The organism is Limisalsivibrio acetivorans, assembly GCF_000421105.1.
Taxonomy (GTDB): domain Bacteria; phylum Chrysiogenota; class Deferribacteres; order Deferribacterales; family Geovibrionaceae; genus Limisalsivibrio; species Limisalsivibrio acetivorans.
This window is the reverse complement of the sequence record NZ_ATWF01000001.1, coordinates 1,209,045-1,225,886: the sequence shown is the minus strand read 5'-3', so window position 1 is coordinate 1,225,886 and position 16,842 is coordinate 1,209,045. Positions and strand designations below refer to the sequence as shown.

Sequence of the window (16,842 nt, the reverse complement as noted above, 5' to 3'; positions counted from 1 at the left end):
TGCTACTTTGATGTCTCAAGGTGACCGGCTATTGCCCTGCTCATCTCTTCAAGAACGTTTAATGCGGTGTCTGCATCCTCCAGGTTGAACTGCATGGCAAGCTCACCGAAGGTCTTTTCGATCTCCGCCAGAATCTCCTGATATTTTTTTAGCCCTGCGGGTGTCATGCGCATAAGCTTCGAGCGTTTATGGCCGGGGTTGTCTATGAACTCCACAAGCCCTTCCTCTTCGAGATCGTTTGCAAGCCGCTGGATAAACTGTCTGGATACGGCCCTCTTCCTCGCAACCTGAGGAACCGTAAGCATCCCGTTAACATGAAGGATATGCAGAAGCCCCCATATCTTTTTGCCCGATTTGCTTAGTGCGCCCACTGTTTTTCCCGATTCCTGGAGAAGGTTGTTCAGTGTGAATATATACTGGCTTATGGCAAACATCTTCTCAAGAAGTTCGCTCTCCTTTCTGTTCATGCTCATTCTTCTCTCCTTTGGCTCATGTGTGTCTACTCGGAAGAATATATTACATTTATTTTTCTCTGACAATGCCGTTGTCAAACAATAACAGGGTTAGTATTGCTGATGCTCGGCACTACAATGTGCTCAATGGTTCTAAACACTATATAAATAGGTAAGAAGTGTTTGTTCACTGTTGAGATCGTTCAATGGTTGGAAGGTTAATCCTTTGCTGTGCCGGGTTCTGTCGCCCCGTTATATTATGGGGGATGGCGATGCTCGACCCCCCTTGATATCAGAGAGTCGAGCCAGTCTGGTTATTATTCGGCACATCCTGTGAGTTTATAGGGCACAGCTTTGAAGGTTCCAAGTCCGTTGGTCACAGGGTTTCCTGCTCTGATCCATTCGTTTATCCCGCCCTCAAGGTTGTAAACGTTCTTATAGCCGATTCGCTTGAGCATATGCCCCGCAAGTGCACCCCTTGCACCAGCCTTGCAGTAGATCACGATGGTTTCATCAACATCGAGCACTCCCTTTTTTGCGGCGAGGGGATCCAGCAGGCCCCTGGGGATGTTTACAAAGTTGGAAGCTTCGATCTTTGCCGCAGAGACCTCGTACTTCTCCCTCACGTCCACAAGGCGGAAATCACGGCTTTCTTGAATCCATGTCATAAGCTCTTTGGCTGAGATGCTGTTTACCTCTGCCTTCGCTTCCTTCACAATCTTCATCCACGCCTCTTTGGGTGTTTCGGCAAAGGAAAAGGATGCAGTCAGCAAGGTGATAGTACAGATAATAATTCCGAATAGTTTCATGCGCATTTTGTCCTCCAAAATAAAAGTTATAAACTAATTCTAATAATAAGCAGACAATGTTTCAATAATATATCATGATATAAAAAACTCCAATAGTATAGCAATCCGTTTCTTTTGTTAAAATTTCACGATTATTTCATTTTTAACCCCAATAAATAAGTAGTTGATAATCAATATAGTTTATTACAGCAACTGAATTATGGTTAATGGCTTGTACAAAAAATTATTGATAATGTAATAAATTGGTAATAGAGTTGTAAAAAATGATTGACATATTCATGAGAATCATAATCTTAACTGTATCCTTACTATAATTGTAGGATATACACAAAGGTACATAACTGAATATAAGTATTTTCCAATTGCAAGAAGAGCACAGTGGTATCAAGAATACAAATAGAACGCTTCATTGTGATTTGAGAAAGAAAATACACACAATTTGGGGGTTATTATGTTTTTTTCTTTGAGGCTAAAGATAGGTCTCGCACTGGTAGTGGGGGTATTGATCTCTGTGATCGCTGTTTCTGCGGTATCTATATACAACATTAAAAACCAGACAGAAGAACAGGTAGAGGCCTTCAGCGAAAAACTTCTACAGGACAGAAAGGTTGAACTTAAAGGCCTTATGGAGATGGCATATTCATCCATTGCTTCTGTTTACGAGAATGCAGATGTAGATGATGAAGAGGCGAAGGAGAAAGCAGCAGATATCCTTAGACAACTTGCCTATGAGGGGGATAACTATGTTTTCGCCACAAACTTCAACGGACTCATGATCTCGCACCGAATCAGCCCCCAGCTTGAAGGGAAAAGCCTTTGGGATGCTAAGACCCCTTCAGGTGAATACTTTATAAGGGGTATGATTCAGGAGGCGAAAAGCGGTTCCGGCTTCTATGAGTATACATGGGAAAATCCCGAAACAAAGAAAGACGGCCAGAAGCTGAGTTACGTAATCGGTCTTGATAAATGGGAATGGATGATAGGGACAGGCTTTTTCATCGATGACATTAAGGATGAGGTAGCAAAAATCGAGGAGAGGGCATCCAGAGACCTGCGTGCTCTTGTCATTAAAATCCTTATTTTTGCCATTGTTATCCTTGGGCTTGTCCTTGTTTTCACAGCTGTTTTCACCAAGCTTATAGTGAAAAACCTCACAACCACAGCGGATGTTCTCAAGAACATCTCCGAAGGTGAGGGCGATCTCACAGTGCGTCTTGAGGCAAAGAGCCGAGATGAGGTAGGTCTTGTGGCACAGAACTTCAACGCCTTCCTCGAAAAGCTCCGTGAGCTTGTTGATTCGGTAAAGGAGAATGCGATGAGCGTAGCCTCCGGTTCCACTCAGCTTGCCAGCTCTTCGGAGCAGATCTCTGTTACGTTCCATGACCAGTCCTCGCAGGTATCGAGTGTTGCTGCCGCCACAGAGGAGCTTACCTCTTCATCCAGCGAGGTTATGCAGTCCCTCAGCGAAGGTATGGCTCAGAGCCGTGAGGCTGTAGAGAAGACGGGCAAGGGTCAGGAGAGCCTTAACCGTGCCATCGGCGAGATAGACGGTATCCGTGAGAAGGTTGAGAAGCTTAACAGCACAATTGGCAACCTTTCAAAGTCCTCCGAGGATATCGGAAGCATAGTTAACGTTATTAACGATATAGCAGACCAGACCAACCTCCTTGCGCTAAACGCCGCAATCGAGGCTGCCAGAGCCGGCGAGGCAGGCAGGGGCTTTGCCGTAGTGGCCGATGAGGTTCGAAAACTTGCCGAAAGGACACAGACAGCTACAAGCGAGATAAGCGGTATTATCAGCAGTCTGGTGAGCGAGACTAAGGCGGCTAATTCGGATATGGAGGCTGCACAGTCTCAGGTTCAGAGCGGAGTGGATGTTATCAATGAAACCGGAACAGTATTCGGCGAGGTTGTGGATACGATGCAGAGCGTTGAGCGTGTGAACGGCATTATCAGCAACGCTGTGGAAGAGCAGACCACGACCATAGTGAGCATAAACGACAACACCCAGGCGATAAGCTCCGGTCTAGAGGAAAGCTCTGTGGCGATGCAGGAGATAACCCATACCATTGCCGACTTGCAGAAGCAGTCCGATGAGTTGAGTAACCTGGTTGCAAGATTCAAAACCTGATTATATATAGCGGGGGGCTTACCTAAGCCCCCTTTGCATTTCCCTTGACGCTATATACTATCCCATGCCTATAATTCATTATTAAATGTTATGAAATCGCTAATGTGTGAATATGGTGCTATCGGAGATTAATATGTCACTCAAAGTTAAGTTTAGTTTATTATTTTTCATTTCAGTCCTGCTAGCGTCTGCAGTTATAGGTGTTATATCCATTTATCAGCTTAAACAGCTCGGCAACGCAGATATCGAACAGTCTCGGGTACAGATGATGCAGGCAAAAAGAACCGAGCTGAAAAACTATATCGACGTGGCAATGAGCTCCGTTGCGGATATTTATAAGGATGCCTCCCCTGATGATGAAGCCGCTAAGGAGCAGGTTAAGGATATCCTTCGTGATCTTCGTTTCGGAACGGATGGATACTATTTTGTATATGACTTTGACGGCAACTGTGAAGTGCTCGGTCCGAAGCCTGAGCTCGAAGGGCAGAGCCTTTGGGATCTAAAGGATGCAAACGGGGATTATCTGGTGCGAAACCTCGTTAAGGCTGCCAGAAGCGGTGACGGGTACCTTCGTTACCCCTGGGACAAGCCCTCTGAGAACACGATAGCGGATAAGCTGGGTTATGTTGAAACACTCGATAAATGGGAGTGGATCGTTGGAACCGGGTTTTATATAGATGATATTGATAAGCAGGTTGCCTTAATGGAGAAGGAAACAGGCAACAGAATATCCCGGCTCATGGTTTTTATCTTTATTGCGGTTGTGATTGTTGCTGTATCCGTAGTTATTCTTAGCTTTGTATTCACAAAGATTCTAATGAAAAACCTTGTTGTAACCGCCTCTGTTCTAAATGACATAGCCGAGGGGGAGGGCGATCTTACCGTAACCCTCGACGACAGCCAGAAGGATGAGGTGGGTGATGTTGCAAGGAACTTCAACCGTTTCCTTGATAAACTGAAAGAGCTTATCGTTGCCGTTAAGGACAGTGCAGGCAGTGTTGCCTCCGGCTCCACCCAGCTTGCCAGCACCACCGAGGAGATATCCTCCACCTTCCATGGTCAGGCTTCCCAGGTATCAAGCGTTGCCGCCGCCACAGAGGAACTTTCCTCCTCCTCCACAGAGGTTATGAACTCCCTGAACGAAGGTATGGACCGGAGTAAGGATGCTGTAAACTATACTAACGAAGGGCAGAAAACTCTCGACAGGGCTGTGGAAGAGGTTAACGGCATAAAGGATAAGGTTGAGAAACTTAATTCGACCATCAGCAGTCTGTCTAAATCCTCCGAAGAGATCGGAAGCATCGTAAGCGTTATCGATGATATCGCCGACCAAACCAACCTCCTTGCTCTGAACGCCGCCATTGAGGCCGCAAGAGCGGGAGAAGCGGGAAGAGGCTTCGCCGTTGTTGCCGATGAGGTGCGTAAGCTTGCTGAGAGAACACAGCACGCCACAAGCGAGATCGGCGGGATTATCAGTGGTCTTGTGAGCGAGACAAACGCCGCCACAAAGGATATGAACGAGGCCAGGGATCAGGTGGAGACCGGTGTTGAGGTTATGGGCGAAACGGGCGTTGTCTTTGGCCATATAGTTGAATCGATGGAGAGCGTTGACCAGGTGAACAGTATAATCAGCAATGCCGTTCAGGAGCAGACAACCACTATCGTAAGCATAAACGACAACACCCAGGCTATCAGTTCCGGTCTGGAGCAAAGCTCTGTGGCGATGCAGGAGATAACCCATACAATATCCGACCTTCAGCAGCAGGCTGAGGAGCTTTCCCAGCTTGTTTCCAAATTCAAGACAAGCTGATCTTTGGGGTGTTGCATATAACGGGGGGATTATATTATAAGTGTAAACTTAAGTAACTCCCCCGGAGGTTTAATATAAGGGTTCATGGAAATTTAGAGGGGCTTAAGCCCCAACAGACGAGGGCTCTGGAAAAGCTTTATAAGAGAAAGAGCCAGTCCGCCGGAATTGTGGCGGGTGATTTTGCAAGGCATTTGTGCGAACTGTCCCTTGATATCGGGCGACAGCTCGGTGTGCTTCTGGACAGGAGCGGCGCGGTACAGTTTGTTATCGCCGGTACATCCAACGAGATCGTCATCCCCCCGCTCTTCCGTTTCCGCCTTATCCCGGGCAGGCTCAGGGGTCTCCGGCTTATCCACACACATACGCAGGGTGAGAGCCTTACTCAGGACGACCTTACCGACCTCGCTCTTCTCAGGCTCGATTCGGTGAGCGTTCTGCATTATGATGAGCGGGGTATCCCTCAGGATATGGAGACCGCCTACATCCTCCCCCCCGATGCGGATGATATGTTCGGCTACTTTGAAGAGAAGGACCCATACCGTCAGGAATCGGATTATAAAGAGTTTATAACCGCCCTTGAGAATGAGATCTCATCCAAGACAAAAGCACTTTACCGCACAAAAGAAAAGGACACGGCGATACTCCTTGGTACCTACAAGTCCAAGCGTGATGCCGATGAGTATATGGCTGAGCTAAAAGAGCTGGCGGAAAGCGCCGGTATGGACGTGATAGACACCTTCAAGCAGATACGTGACAAGTTACACCCTAAGTATGTCATGGGGCCCGGAAAGCTTAAGGATATCGTTATCAGAGCTCTACAGACCGGTGCAGACTACATTGTGTTCGACAATCCCCTTTCTCCGGCACAGTCCAGAGCTGTATCAGACTACACCGAGCTTAAGAGCCTGGATAGAACCCAGCTTATTCTGGATATATTTGCAAGGCGTGCCGCCACTAACGAGGGGAAGATCCGTGTGGAGCTTGCCCAGCTTAAATATATACTCCCCCGCCTTGCCACCAGAGATGATTCCCTCTCAAGGCTTACGGGTGGTATCGGTGGGCGAGGTCCCGGTGAAACAAAGCTTGAGATAGACCGCCGGCGAATTAACGACCGTATCGCATTCTTAACCAAGAAGCTCAAAAAGATAGAGAAAAACCGGGAGGTTCAACGTGGCAGAAGGAACCGGAGCGGTCTCCCCGTTGTCTCCATCATCGGATATACGAACGCAGGGAAATCAACCCTCCTGAACAACCTTACCAGCAGTGAGGTTTATGCTGATAACCTGATGTTCGCAACCCTCGATACCAGCTCCAAGAGGATCCGATTCCCCGAGGAGCGTGATGTTATCATCACCGATACGGTGGGTTTCATCAGAGACCTCCCCGAGAACCTGCAGGGTGCCTTTAAGTCCACCCTTGAGGAGCTCCATGAGAGCGACATGCTTGTCCATGTTGTTGATATATCGAATCCAAGATTCATGAACCATATACGCTCCGTTGAGCAGATTCTGGGTGAGCTTGAGCTGAGCGACATGCAGACCGTGCTCGTATTGAACAAGATCGACCTGCTTAAAGATGATGAACAGGCTGTTTTAAGGGGGGAAGAGCCCTCTGAGCCGGATGATAGAGCCGATTCAAGGCTGGAACAGCTCGCCGCATTCAGGGAAACCTATCCCGATGCTGTTTATATCTCGGCATTGAACAGGAAAAGCTTCCGAGAGCTTCTTGAGAAGATACGATACTACCTTTTCCGTGAGGGGAAGGAGACCGATATTCCCGTTGAGAGCTACTACAAATGAGAACGCCGTCGGAGCTTATTGAATACAGGGCGGAGCTTTATAAGGATGGCGATGGTGAAGGTATCTTCGGGCTTTATTCCCATAAGAGCGAGTTCCGCAAGTTTTTCAGCGACTCGGAACGTTTCAGCGAACATTTCTCAAACCTTGCCAGGAACACACAGCATGCAGGGCTTAAAATAGTCAAGGAAGAGATAAAGGGGAAGCTTGCCGAGGTGAACTTCGTGGAGTACATAGTCGAGGGTGAGGGGATGGCCACTTATTATACAAAAACACACCTGCTCCGAGAGGAGGAGGGGTGGTATATCCTCCGGGAAAGGAGGGAGCAGGGGTAGTCTCCTGCTCATCCATCCCGAAGCATAAATATAGCTATAGCAGGGGCTGGCGACAGCCCCTTATTTGATCTTGAACATCTGCACCTCTTCACGAAGCTTTGCGGCGTATTCGCTAACATGTCCGGAAGCGGAGCTTATCTCCCTCAGTTCGGTGTCGTTGGTTTCTGCAATGTGGCGTATACGCTCAACAGTGCTTGATATTTCGTTTGTCGTTGCGGACTGCTCCTCGGCTGCCGTTGCGATCTGGGTGACCATGTCCGTGGTTATGTTCGTGTTTTCAATGATCTGAACGATGGACTCACCAGCACGATTAGCCTGCTCTGTGCCTTCCTCGGAGTGCTTAACGCCCCCCTCAACCTTGCTTACAGCCTTTTGGGAGCTGGATTGGAGCTCGCTTATCATCTGGGAAATCTCCTGAGTTGCGGTCTGGGTTCTTTCTGCAAGCTTTCGAACCTCATCGGCAACCACTGCGAATCCCCTGCCGGCCTCGCCTGCCCTTGCGGCTTCGATGGCGGCGTTAAGGGCTAGGAGGTTTGTCTGGTCGGCTATATCGTTGATAACGTCCACAATCTCGCCAATCTTTCCGGAGGATTCACCCACGGATTCGATAACCCTCGCAGACTCCCTGATAAACTGGGCTATCTCGTTCACCTTCTCCACAGTGCCCATAACTGCCTCCTGGCTTTGTTCCGCACTGCCAAGGGTGTTGTTGGCCTGTTCCGCCGTATTAGATGCATTCTCTGCGATCTGCTGTATCGTCTGGTTCATCTCCTCCACAGCGGCGGCCAGTTCGTTTGTATCACCGGATTGCTGGCTGAGGCCGCCTGAAATGTTTGTTACCGAGTTGCTCAGCTCGGAACTGGAGTCCGCCATGGCGTTGGAGAGATCCGCAACGGTATGAATAATCTCCTGAATTCTGGATATGAACATGTTGAAGTATTTCGCTATGGAGCCCAGCTCGTCACTTCTGTTTTCATCGAGCCTCTGGGTAAGATCCGCCTCACCCTCTGCGATGTCCATAAGGCTTGCCAGAAGCCTGTCTATCGGTCTCAGAAGCGTTCTTGTGAAGAAGAGTATAACAACAACGGCTATTATGAGTATGATGACGCCGGTGGTTATCTGTTTGTAGGACATGGCACTTACAGCGCCGTAAACTTCTTTCTTCGGAACCACTGTCCAGACCTGCCACCCTATTATAGGTATGGAAGAGTTGGAGACGAGGGACCGTTTACCGTTTATATCAATCTCTTCGGTCTCATTTGTTCCAGCTAGTCCGGTCAGCTGTTCGTTGATATCCGCAATCCCCTTCTCAAGAACCATCCCTTCGTCGGGGTGTATGAGGATTGTTCCCTCTTTATTGGTTATGAATGCGAAGCCCGTTTCTCCTATCTTGCGGGAGAGAACGTTTTGCACAACGGAATCGAGGCTTATATCCGAAGCTACAACGCCCTCAAAGTTCCCCTCAAGATAGAAGGGTTTCATGAATGAGATAATGAGCCGGCCATCCTCTGCACTGGCGTAGGGCTTTGTTGCGGAGACCTTTTTCTGACCCTTAACGCCTGTGTACCATGGCCTCTGTCTCGGGTCATATCCGTCGGGAAGGTTTATCGGAGATGAGGGGATGAACTCACCGGTCTGCTCAACACCCACATAAACAAGGTCGAACTTACTGGAGACCTCAACAACCTTCATAGCCTGTCTAAGCCTTTCCGTACGGGGGATGCCGGGTTGAGCGTTTTTTTCGATTATGTTGGATATGCTGTCGATGGCGTGCATCTTAAGTTCCGCCCAGCTGTCCACGTAGTTGGCGATATCCCCGGATATGTTCTGCTGTCTCTCCAGAAGCATGGAATCCGCTATGCTCTTTGTTCCGAAATAGGACTGGGATATCAGGATTATTGAGCTGGCAAGAAAAATAACCAGCATCACTATAAAAATCTTAATCTTCAAAGACATTTAATCCTCCAATGGACACGGATGTTCTGCATGAGTTAAGATATGGAGTAACGCAAATGCATCAATCGTTCCGCATCTGTTTAAGATATTTGAATGTTTTTCAGATATATGGATTTATTGAGGCCTGCAGGATGAAACAAATATGCCATCAACCCGCAATATACATGTTTATATGCATAAGATAACAGAAATCGAGTGCCTGAATTCAACTAGCAAGTGCAACGGGGTCTATAGAGAATAGTATCTGGTTAGGAGTTTTATATCCAGTTGCTTTTCTTGGTCTGTTGTTTAGTTTCTGCATAATATTCTGAATCTCTATATCATCAACACTTTCAAGCATCCTACTCTTTGGTACATACTGCCTAATGAGTCCGTTTGTATTTTCGTTTATTCCGCGTTCCCACGAAGCATATGGATGAGCAAAGTAGAATTCAGCCCCTAGTATCTCAGATATTTCGGCATGTCCTGCAAACTCTTTCCCGTTATCGGAAGTGATTGTATGGACTAGGTGTGATATCGGTTTCAACATTTCTATAACCGCTTTTGTCACCAGTACAGCAGTCTTTCTTTCTACCTTGCGTATAAGTGTCAGATAAGACTTCCGCTCAATAAGAGAAACAATCGCCTGCTTGTTCCCTTTTCCTATAACTGTATCCACTTCCCAGTCTCCGAATCTCGCTTTCTCTTCTACAATACTTGGACGCTGCTCAATGCTTAACTTGCCATGTATCTCTCCTCTGCGTTCATAAACACCATATCGCTTCCTGCGTTTTCTTCGGCAACGCAGGTGAGTATAAAGTGTTCCACCATGACTTTTATCTTCAAGAATGTGCTGGTAGATACGCTCATGACTTACGTTTATTCCATAATTTTGATTTAGCCAATTGCTCACCTGCTCAGGGCTCCAGTCTTCAAGCAGAAGACGTTCAACAAAATACCATTCAGTTTGTGCAATCCGTCTTGGGACCTTGTCCATTCTTCGTTCAATAGCTTTGCGATGAGCTTGCTTTGGGCGATAACCACGACCTCCTGTGTTTCTGCGTAACTCTCGGCTGATGGTAGATTTATGTACTTTAAGCAAATCAGCTATGTCCGTCTGAGAATGTCCGGTTTTCCTCAGCACATAAATCTGGTACCTTTGTTCACGGGTCAGGTGTGTATAGTTCTTCATTCGGTGCTCCTTTGACGTGGTGGTTAAAGAGCTACGATGCTAACGCACCTGACCTCTTTTGACCACTACTTAAAAGTTGCACTTAATTATTGAATCCAGGGTGCATTTTTGAAAGGAAATTGTAAAAAAGTTAACATGGTTACATTTCAGAAAAATAAAAATACGTGTCAGCCTTTGATATTCAGGAAGGGTCGGACGCTGTTTATTGTTTTGATAACAATACCTTCCTGATATGATAGAACCTCGGCTATATCTTTGTAGGCATCGGGTGATTCATCGAGCCTTGCCCTGTCCGCAAAGGAGACTATCCCCTCCATGTGTTTTTTGAACCGGTCGAGGGACAGCTTCTTTTTTGCTTCCTTTCGCCCCATAATCCTGCCTGCACCGTGGGAGGCGGAGGAGAGGAATTCCTCATTACCGAGCCCTTCGGTTATGTAAACGCCGTCACGCATATTGCCGGGGATAACGCCGAGCTGCCCTTTTTCTGCGGGTGTTGCCCCTTTACGGTGCAGTACTCCATCCCCTCTGGTTTCCGCATGGTTATGGTTCTCGTTTATGAAGGTCTTTATATTTCTGTCCGTTATTCCCAGTATCTCCTTAACTGTTTCGATCATCATGAGGCGGTTGTCCAGGGCGTACTGCAGGATAAAATCCATGTCTTGTCTGTATGCCCTGCCCGTATCACGGTTAAGGTTCAGAAACCCTGTGGGGAGCTCCGTATCCTCATCTTTTGAGAGCTTCATGTAATAGCCCCCTATGCTGTGGCCGGGGTTTCTGGAGCCGCTGTGGATCGTTATGCAGAGCTTGTTATCCCTGTCCGGGCCCAGTTCGATGAAATGGTTTCCGCCGCCGAGCGTTCCGAGCTGGACGTATAGGCGCTCCTTAACCTTTTTATCAAGCTTTCTGTCGCCTGACGCGGAGCGGAACTCCTTGTAGTCGAGCCCCTTCTTCCTGAAGTCGAAACCTGTGGGTATCCTTGAGGTTATCTCTCTGAATATGGGCTCACGTTCGGGGTACACGGTGTCCGCATCTATATCAGTGACAGCACAGCACATCCCGCAGCCAATGTCATACCCCACGGCGGAGGGTGATATGATCCCTTTGTCCAACAATGCGGCGCCGCCTATGGGCATATGGTAGCCGGCATGGACATCGGGTAGTATTACAAAACGTTTGACAAAGGGGTATGTGAGCCATTCATCAATCTGCTTCTGTGCAGTCTCTTCGATCAGTTCCTGGGGTATCATCGGTGCGTAGCGTTCATCATTCATGGGATTATGATATGGGCGTGGATGGATAAAATTCAAGAAAAACTTGAACACAGCCCTGAAGTGCGTGATCATTACTGTAGATATTATTTAAGAAAGGAGTTGTGATTTATGAAAACAGGATTCATAGGACTGGGAAATCTGGGGAAAGCACTCGCAGAAAGGCTGATGGACGAGGGCTACGACCTCACCGTATGGAACAGAACCATAAAGAAGGCGGACGGGTTAGGTGCGGATATATCCGTTTCACCCAAAGAGGTTGCGGAGAAGTCGGATACCATTGTCCTTAACCTTTTCGATACAGATGCCGTACTCGATGTCTTCGGCATGGACGGCGGTCTTCTTGATGCGGATCTCAAGGGGAAGACCATTATCGACACCTCCACAAACCACTATAAAGAGGTTCTTGAGGTTTACGAGATAGCAGAAGCGGAGGGGTTCAGCTACCTTGAGGCTCCGGTTCTCGGAAGCGTTGTACCTGCTAAGAAAGGAATGCTTGTTGTCGTGGTAAGCGGCGATGAACCCGCCTTCAATGAGCATAAAGCCTTCTTCGACACCATCGGAAGGGATGTATTCTATCTCAGGGAGCCGGGGGCGGCTTCAAGAATGAAGGTAATAAACAACATGCTCCTCGGCGTTTTCATGACATCCATAGCAGAGGCTGTGGCCTTTGGTGAGAAGGCTGGCCTTGATAAGAGCGATGTTATCGATGTTCTCTCCACAGGGGGTGGAAAATCCCTTGTATTCGATGCAAAGAAGCAGAAGCTCGCCGATGAGGATTTCTCCGCACACTTCTCTGCATCGGCAATATATAAGGATCTTGGCTACCTTCAGAGGTTGGCGGAGGATGTTAAGATGCCCCTATACACAGCAGGAGCAGCCAAGGAGCTTTATGCAGAAACCTTCCGCAGGGGTCTGAGTGAAGAGGATTTTTCTGTGGTTTATAAAATGTTTAAATGAAAGTAATTTGTTAATACACAGCCTGTGGGCTGAAAAAGGCCGGTATTATAGCCGGCCTTTTATTTTGCTATTATATAGAAAAAATTACTTGATGATAACTCCGGGGGATACGAAGGAGATGCCAAGGGATGACTTTGCGCCGATCATCACCGATTCGGTTACAGGCTGGGGAACCTTCTCCTTTGCACTCCATTTTACGATGAAGTTTGCGCCGGAACCCCCCGTGTCATCCTTTTCTCTAACGATATACTGCGCCGTTGCAAGGGGGCCGAGGAGTAGCGGTTTATCAAGGTAGTGCTTGATAAGGTTTCCCGATGTATCGTGGTAGTCCACCTTTTCGAGGAGAATGCTCTCTTCGGAGGATGTGTTGTGTATGCTCACCGTAACCACGAGATCCATGGGCTTAGAGCGGGCTCCGGCGTATATTTCGGAGTAGACAGGGATGTACACCGTCTGCCCCTTACTCTTGTCTACATTGAATGCCCAGACACTTACAGCGCTGAGCATGATTAGGATTATAACCGTAAGCTTCTTCATGGTACACCCCGTCTATTTATCTATATTCTTGGTATCCACCGCATCAATTTCAAGGGCGGCGAGCCTTCTTGTGACGATATCTCTATATACCTGCTTCTGCTCATCAAGGAGAAAACTGCTTCCTATGATGTGCCCCCAGCCTATGAGGGCGAAGCGGAACTCGTTCACAGCCGCCGCCAGGGCGTTTTCGTCCATTCCCAGAAGTTCGCAGGCGAAGTACTCGAAAAGATCCTCGTTTCCCAGATTCCGTTTTTTACCGTTGAGCTTAAGGCGTGAGTCCCTCGCATCGGGCTTATATACCTTTTGGTTTATGTAGTCCGCTCTGTTTGCGAGGTATATTCCGGTACTGTCCGATTCGAGAAGGAGTTCACCCGGTATAGGGTCACCGGTGAGGAAGCGGAATACGGTGCTTCTAAGGAGCTTCATCCGGTCCGCCTCCCTATGGGAGCAGAGGTTCATAGCCTCCGAGGCAACCTTGCCGAAGGTGTTCCTTATCCTCCCCTTTATCCGTGGAACGACAAATGCACTCCTTCCCTTACTGCGGGGGAGCTCCATGAACATCGCATAATTGCCGCACAGGCACTTCACCAGCCCATGGAAGGGAACGCTTATCCCGCTTATTCTGGCCAGCTTAAGGGTGAGGTCTCTGTTCTCCGCCTCTTTTGCGTATTTTGTACCGGGAACGAGCATAAAGCCCCCTTTTTCAAGGGGTGCAAAACCTCCGCTGTTCTTGTCGAACCTTGCGTGCACCCCTGAGGGGAAGCCTTTTAGGATGGTTTCGCTGTTCTGCTTTATATCCTCCAGATGCATGGGCACAGCCTTAAGGGTCTGGAGATTATCCCCCAACCTGCTCAGTCCGGAGGAGGAGTATGTGCTTGTCTTAACCGGTTCGTATGTTATGGGACAGCGTTTCTGTTCAATCATTCAGGGTTTGCATCCTATGGTGAGCAAAACGGAGTAGCTTTTCTCTTCTCCGTCCTTCTCCTTTACGATCTCGGTTACTTTTTCTGATTTTATATCGATAAGACCTGCATCGTGGAACATACTTTGCATGGCTTCTTTGCTGAATCCGGCGTATTTAACCGAGTGGGAAGCATCATGGAAGGAGCCGTCCTCCTCCTCAAGATCCGCTGCTGCGAAGAATCCTCCGGGCCTCAAAGCCTCTTCCGCTTCCTTTACAAGGAGATACGGCTTATCCATGTGGTGCATTACCATGCTGGCTGTTATGAGGTCGTATTCCCCGGGGAAGCGTGCGCTCTCTATGTCGATTACGGCGGTGCTAAGGTTTGTGATCTCATCCTCTTCCGCCTTTTCCCGGAGCACCTTAAGCATCTCATCGGAGGTGTCCACACCGGTGAGGGTTCCCCCTCTGCCGGCGAAGCTGAGCAGAACCAGGCCTGTTCCGGTGCCGTAATCGAGTATGTCCGCACCTTCGGGAACCTTTGTGCGTTCAAGGATTGATGCGGCAATCTCCTTTGCCACACGTACCCTGCGTTCCTTCTTATCCCATTCTCTGGCCTTCTTGTCGAACTCTGATTTCATCTCCACCTCCGGTGTCATATTCCTACCATGATAGAAGGATAACTTCAACAGAATGAGGTTCAGAGGATAGAGCTCACCTCTTCTGCGTAGGCTTTGGAGGCGTGTGTATCTCCTGTTTCAAGGAAACGTTTGCGGAAGTGGTATATCATGCTGGCGGCGTTCCTCTGTCTTCTCCATTGGCCAAACTCAAGCCCCTTACCTGTGAGTCGGTTAAGCGCCTTGAGCGTTTTTTCAGAGAAAACCGGCGGCGGTGAATGGGAGAGCGGGGTGCCGGCCAGCGGCATAAAGGCGTGGGCGTGGATCCTTGCACCCATGGTGGTGAGCTCCTCCATAAGTTTGAGACTGAGTATTTCGTCCTCTTCGGTTTCCCCCGGGAGTCCGAAGAGGAAGTCCACATTGGTTATATAGCCCGCTTCCCGTATTATCCTCACTGCGTCTATGACATCCTGCACCGTGTGCCTGCGGTGGAGGTGTTCAAGCATCCTTTCGCTGCCCGTCTGGGCTCCGATTACGATGTTGCTGTTGGCGCAGTATCTTTTCAGTAATCCGATCCCCTCTCTGCTCACCGAGGCGGGCCAGATCTCTGCGGGGAAGGTTCCCATATAGATGTTGCGATCTTTGGCGGTTTCGCTCATCGTTTCCAGAAGCCTTTGAACTATGTCCAGATCGGGGCTCTCCCCTTTATGGACGCCGTAGGAGAGGCAGTCGGGGGTGGAGAATCGGATATCCTTCATCCCCACATCCACAACCCTTTTGAGGTGGTAGTTGATATTTTCGATGCTCCTGTGCCTGTAGCTGTTTCCGAAAAGGTAGCTGGCCTGACAGTACCTGCATGCGGCGGGGCATCCCCTTGTTATTTCGATATATGAAAAGTTTTTAGGCCGGACAGGAAAGGGTGCGTGCTTATCGAGTTCAACCTTTGGGGAATAGCCGCTAATCACCGCCTCGCCGTTTCTCCAGCCGCTCACCCCTTTTACGGAGAGGGGGTCGTCCCCTCTTATGAGCGAGTTTATGAACCCGGGGAAGCTTATCTCCCCTTCACCACGAATAACATAGTCCGCACCGAGCCTGAGGGTTTCTTCCGGTTCAGCACTGGGGTGGGCGCCCCCTGCGATTATGGTTATCTCCTCACCGCACCGTTCCCTTATGGAGTGAACCGCCTCGGCTGTCTCTAATATATTAAGCGTTGTGAATGATATTACAGCAACGGAGCCGGCGGTGATCTCCTCCGGTGTTTTTGCATAGGTGAAGGGAACCTCTGAGGTTAACGGGTTCTCCTCCATTGCGGCGGCCAGAGCGGACACGCTGGCACGGTTATGTTTGGTTACAAGGAATATAACGTTCGGCATGGGTGGAATATATCGTCTAAAACGGAAAAGTGGAATAGCAAAATGCCGCTACGGAGTATGCCCCATGATCCGTCCTGTCATAGGCACGAAACGGACATAGCCAGCCGTGAAGTGCTTGAGTTTGCCGTCCTTTTTGATGGTTATCACAAGCTCCTGAACTCCCCCCTGCTTACCCAGAGGGTACACCATCCTGCCTCCGTCCTTGAGCTGATCCAGAAGCTCATCGGGGAACTCGGGGGCGGACGCCGTTATGAGTATTGCATCGAAGGGGGCCTCATCGATCCAGCCGTCGTATCCGTCGGAATGCTTCACGTGCACGTTGTCATACCCAAGCCTTTCGAGCCGTTCCGAAGCCTCTTCGGCGAGATCCTGAATGATCTCTGTGGTGTATACCTCGCCGAAAACCTCACCAAGGATTGCAGCCTGATAACCGGAACCTGTGCCGATTTCAAGAATCTTTGCCTCCGATCTGGGGAGGGTGTACTGGGTCATCATGGCCACGAGCGAGGGCTGGCTTATGGTTTGATGGGAGCCGATGGGGAGGGGGCCGTCATAGTACGCACTCCCCTTAAGCTCCTCGGGTACGAAATGCGCTCTGTCCACTCGGTTTACGGCATCGATGACCCTCTGGTCCTCAACGCCTGAAAGGTCATAGCTCCACATAACCTATTTTATCAAATACCGTTCTGAAAATTCCAGTCTATTTTATGTTTTCCAAAAATCATG

15 protein-coding genes are annotated in these 16,842 nt (G+C 48.8%); 5 read left to right on the top strand and 10 right to left on the bottom strand.

From position 1 onward, the window contains the following. Window positions 1-2: 2 nt before the first annotated feature. Together K300_RS14740 and K300_RS0105865 are read right to left on the bottom strand one after the other, a co-directional pair. Entirely contained in the window at window positions 3-473 is a 471-nt protein-coding gene (locus tag K300_RS14740; protein WP_022850738.1) for a MarR family winged helix-turn-helix transcriptional regulator, read from the bottom strand. Between the two features lie 296 nt (window positions 474-769). Next, window positions 770-1,267, bottom strand: a complete 498-nt coding sequence (locus tag K300_RS0105865) for a rhodanese-like domain-containing protein (RefSeq protein WP_022850737.1) — start codon at window positions 1,265-1,267, stop codon at window positions 770-772. 445 nt (window positions 1,268-1,712) lie between these two features. On the opposite strand from K300_RS0105865, the gene K300_RS0105860 reads away from it, so the two are divergent. From K300_RS0105860 to K300_RS0105845, 4 genes are all read left to right on the top strand, one after another. Then, the gene (locus K300_RS0105860; protein ID WP_022850736.1) at window positions 1,713-3,392 is read left to right on the top strand and encodes a methyl-accepting chemotaxis protein; all 1,680 of its coding nucleotides are present in this window, start codon (window positions 1,713-1,715) and stop codon (window positions 3,390-3,392) included. 133 nt (window positions 3,393-3,525) lie between these two features. Beyond that, a complete protein-coding gene (locus tag K300_RS0105855; RefSeq protein ID WP_022850735.1) occupies window positions 3,526-5,202 on the top strand; it encodes a methyl-accepting chemotaxis protein in 1,677 nt (558 codons plus the stop codon). Window positions 5,203-5,393: 191 nt separating this feature from the next. Continuing rightward, on the top strand, window positions 5,394-7,001 hold the full coding sequence (hflX, locus tag K300_RS0105850) for a GTPase HflX (RefSeq protein WP_238320639.1): 1,608 nt from the start codon (window positions 5,394-5,396) through the stop codon (window positions 6,999-7,001). Beyond that, window positions 6,998-7,333, top strand: a complete 336-nt coding sequence (locus tag K300_RS0105845; RefSeq protein ID WP_022850733.1) for a hypothetical protein — start codon at window positions 6,998-7,000, stop codon at window positions 7,331-7,333. Before hflX ends, K300_RS0105845 begins: the two co-directional genes overlap by 4 nt. Before the next feature lie 60 nt (window positions 7,334-7,393). Here the strand turns inward: K300_RS0105845 and K300_RS0105840 are convergent, their stop codons facing one another. From K300_RS0105840 to K300_RS0105830, 3 genes are all read right to left on the bottom strand, one after another. Then, window positions 7,394-9,289, bottom strand: coding sequence for a methyl-accepting chemotaxis protein (locus tag K300_RS0105840; protein WP_022850732.1), 1,896 nt, complete (start codon window positions 9,287-9,289; stop codon window positions 7,394-7,396). 205 nt (window positions 9,290-9,494) lie between these two features. Next, the gene (locus K300_RS0105835; RefSeq protein ID WP_022849682.1) at window positions 9,495-10,460 is read right to left on the bottom strand and encodes an IS30 family transposase; all 966 of its coding nucleotides are present in this window, start codon (window positions 10,458-10,460) and stop codon (window positions 9,495-9,497) included. A 167-nt stretch (window positions 10,461-10,627) separates the two neighbouring features. Continuing rightward, window positions 10,628-11,731 (bottom strand): RtcB family protein, encoded by a 1,104-nt coding sequence (locus K300_RS0105830; RefSeq protein ID WP_022850731.1) that lies wholly within the window; start codon window positions 11,729-11,731, stop codon window positions 10,628-10,630. A gap of 108 nt (window positions 11,732-11,839) precedes the next feature. On the opposite strand from K300_RS0105830, the gene K300_RS0105825 reads away from it, so the two are divergent. Continuing rightward, window positions 11,840-12,688 carry an NAD(P)-dependent oxidoreductase gene (locus K300_RS0105825; RefSeq protein ID WP_022850730.1) on the top strand — a complete coding sequence of 283 codons (849 nt, stop codon included), beginning with the start codon at window positions 11,840-11,842 and terminating at the stop codon, window positions 12,686-12,688. A gap of 84 nt (window positions 12,689-12,772) precedes the next feature. Here K300_RS0105825 and K300_RS0105820 read toward each other — a convergent pair whose 3' ends face one another. The 5 genes from K300_RS0105820 to K300_RS0105800 are packed head-to-tail and all read right to left on the bottom strand — an operon-like array spanning window position 12,773 to window position 16,779. Beyond that, entirely contained in the window at window positions 12,773-13,225 is a 453-nt protein-coding gene (locus K300_RS0105820) for a DUF3124 domain-containing protein (RefSeq protein WP_022850729.1), read from the bottom strand. 12 nt (window positions 13,226-13,237) lie between these two features. Continuing rightward, on the bottom strand, window positions 13,238-14,149 hold the full coding sequence (locus K300_RS0105815) for a hypothetical protein (RefSeq protein WP_022850728.1): 912 nt from the start codon (window positions 14,147-14,149) through the stop codon (window positions 13,238-13,240). After that, on the bottom strand, window positions 14,150-14,767 hold the full coding sequence (locus K300_RS0105810) for a class I SAM-dependent methyltransferase (protein WP_022850727.1): 618 nt from the start codon (window positions 14,765-14,767) through the stop codon (window positions 14,150-14,152). A gap of 59 nt (window positions 14,768-14,826) precedes the next feature. Continuing rightward, window positions 14,827-16,116 (bottom strand): TIGR04013 family B12-binding domain/radical SAM domain-containing protein, encoded by a 1,290-nt coding sequence (locus K300_RS14735; RefSeq protein ID WP_022850726.1) that lies wholly within the window; start codon window positions 16,114-16,116, stop codon window positions 14,827-14,829. 48 nt (window positions 16,117-16,164) lie between these two features. Further along, entirely contained in the window at window positions 16,165-16,779 is a 615-nt protein-coding gene (locus K300_RS0105800; protein WP_022850725.1) for a protein-L-isoaspartate(D-aspartate) O-methyltransferase, read from the bottom strand. Window positions 16,780-16,842: the final 63 nt, after the last annotated feature.

What these genes read in the sequence shown, in the direction of transcription:
- K300_RS14740 (WP_022850738.1), bottom strand. Translation starts at nt 473, where the DNA reads ATGAGCATGAACAGAAAGGAGAGCGAACTTCTTGAGAAGATGTTTGCC.
- K300_RS0105865 (WP_022850737.1), bottom strand. Translation starts at nt 1,267, where the DNA reads ATGCGCATGAAACTATTCGGAATTATTATCTGTACTATCACCTTGCTG.
- K300_RS0105860 (WP_022850736.1), top strand. Translation starts at nt 1,713, where the DNA reads ATGTTTTTTTCTTTGAGGCTAAAGATAGGTCTCGCACTGGTAGTGGGG.
- K300_RS0105855 (WP_022850735.1), top strand. Translation starts at nt 3,526, where the DNA reads ATGTCACTCAAAGTTAAGTTTAGTTTATTATTTTTCATTTCAGTCCTG.
- K300_RS0105845 (WP_022850733.1), top strand. Translation starts at nt 6,998, where the DNA reads ATGAGAACGCCGTCGGAGCTTATTGAATACAGGGCGGAGCTTTATAAG.
- K300_RS0105840 (WP_022850732.1), bottom strand. Translation starts at nt 9,289, where the DNA reads ATGTCTTTGAAGATTAAGATTTTTATAGTGATGCTGGTTATTTTTCTT.
- K300_RS0105835 (WP_022849682.1), bottom strand. Translation starts at nt 10,460, where the DNA reads ATGAAGAACTATACACACCTGACCCGTGAACAAAGGTACCAGATTTAT.
- K300_RS0105830 (WP_022850731.1), bottom strand. Translation starts at nt 11,731, where the DNA reads ATGAATGATGAACGCTACGCACCGATGATACCCCAGGAACTGATCGAA.
- K300_RS0105825 (WP_022850730.1), top strand. Translation starts at nt 11,840, where the DNA reads ATGAAAACAGGATTCATAGGACTGGGAAATCTGGGGAAAGCACTCGCA.
- K300_RS0105820 (WP_022850729.1), bottom strand. Translation starts at nt 13,225, where the DNA reads ATGAAGAAGCTTACGGTTATAATCCTAATCATGCTCAGCGCTGTAAGT.
- K300_RS0105815 (WP_022850728.1), bottom strand. Translation starts at nt 14,149, where the DNA reads ATGATTGAACAGAAACGCTGTCCCATAACATACGAACCGGTTAAGACA.
- K300_RS0105810 (WP_022850727.1), bottom strand. Translation starts at nt 14,767, where the DNA reads ATGAAATCAGAGTTCGACAAGAAGGCCAGAGAATGGGATAAGAAGGAA.
- K300_RS14735 (WP_022850726.1), bottom strand. Translation starts at nt 16,116, where the DNA reads ATGCCGAACGTTATATTCCTTGTAACCAAACATAACCGTGCCAGCGTG.
- K300_RS0105800 (WP_022850725.1), bottom strand. Translation starts at nt 16,779, where the DNA reads ATGTGGAGCTATGACCTTTCAGGCGTTGAGGACCAGAGGGTCATCGAT.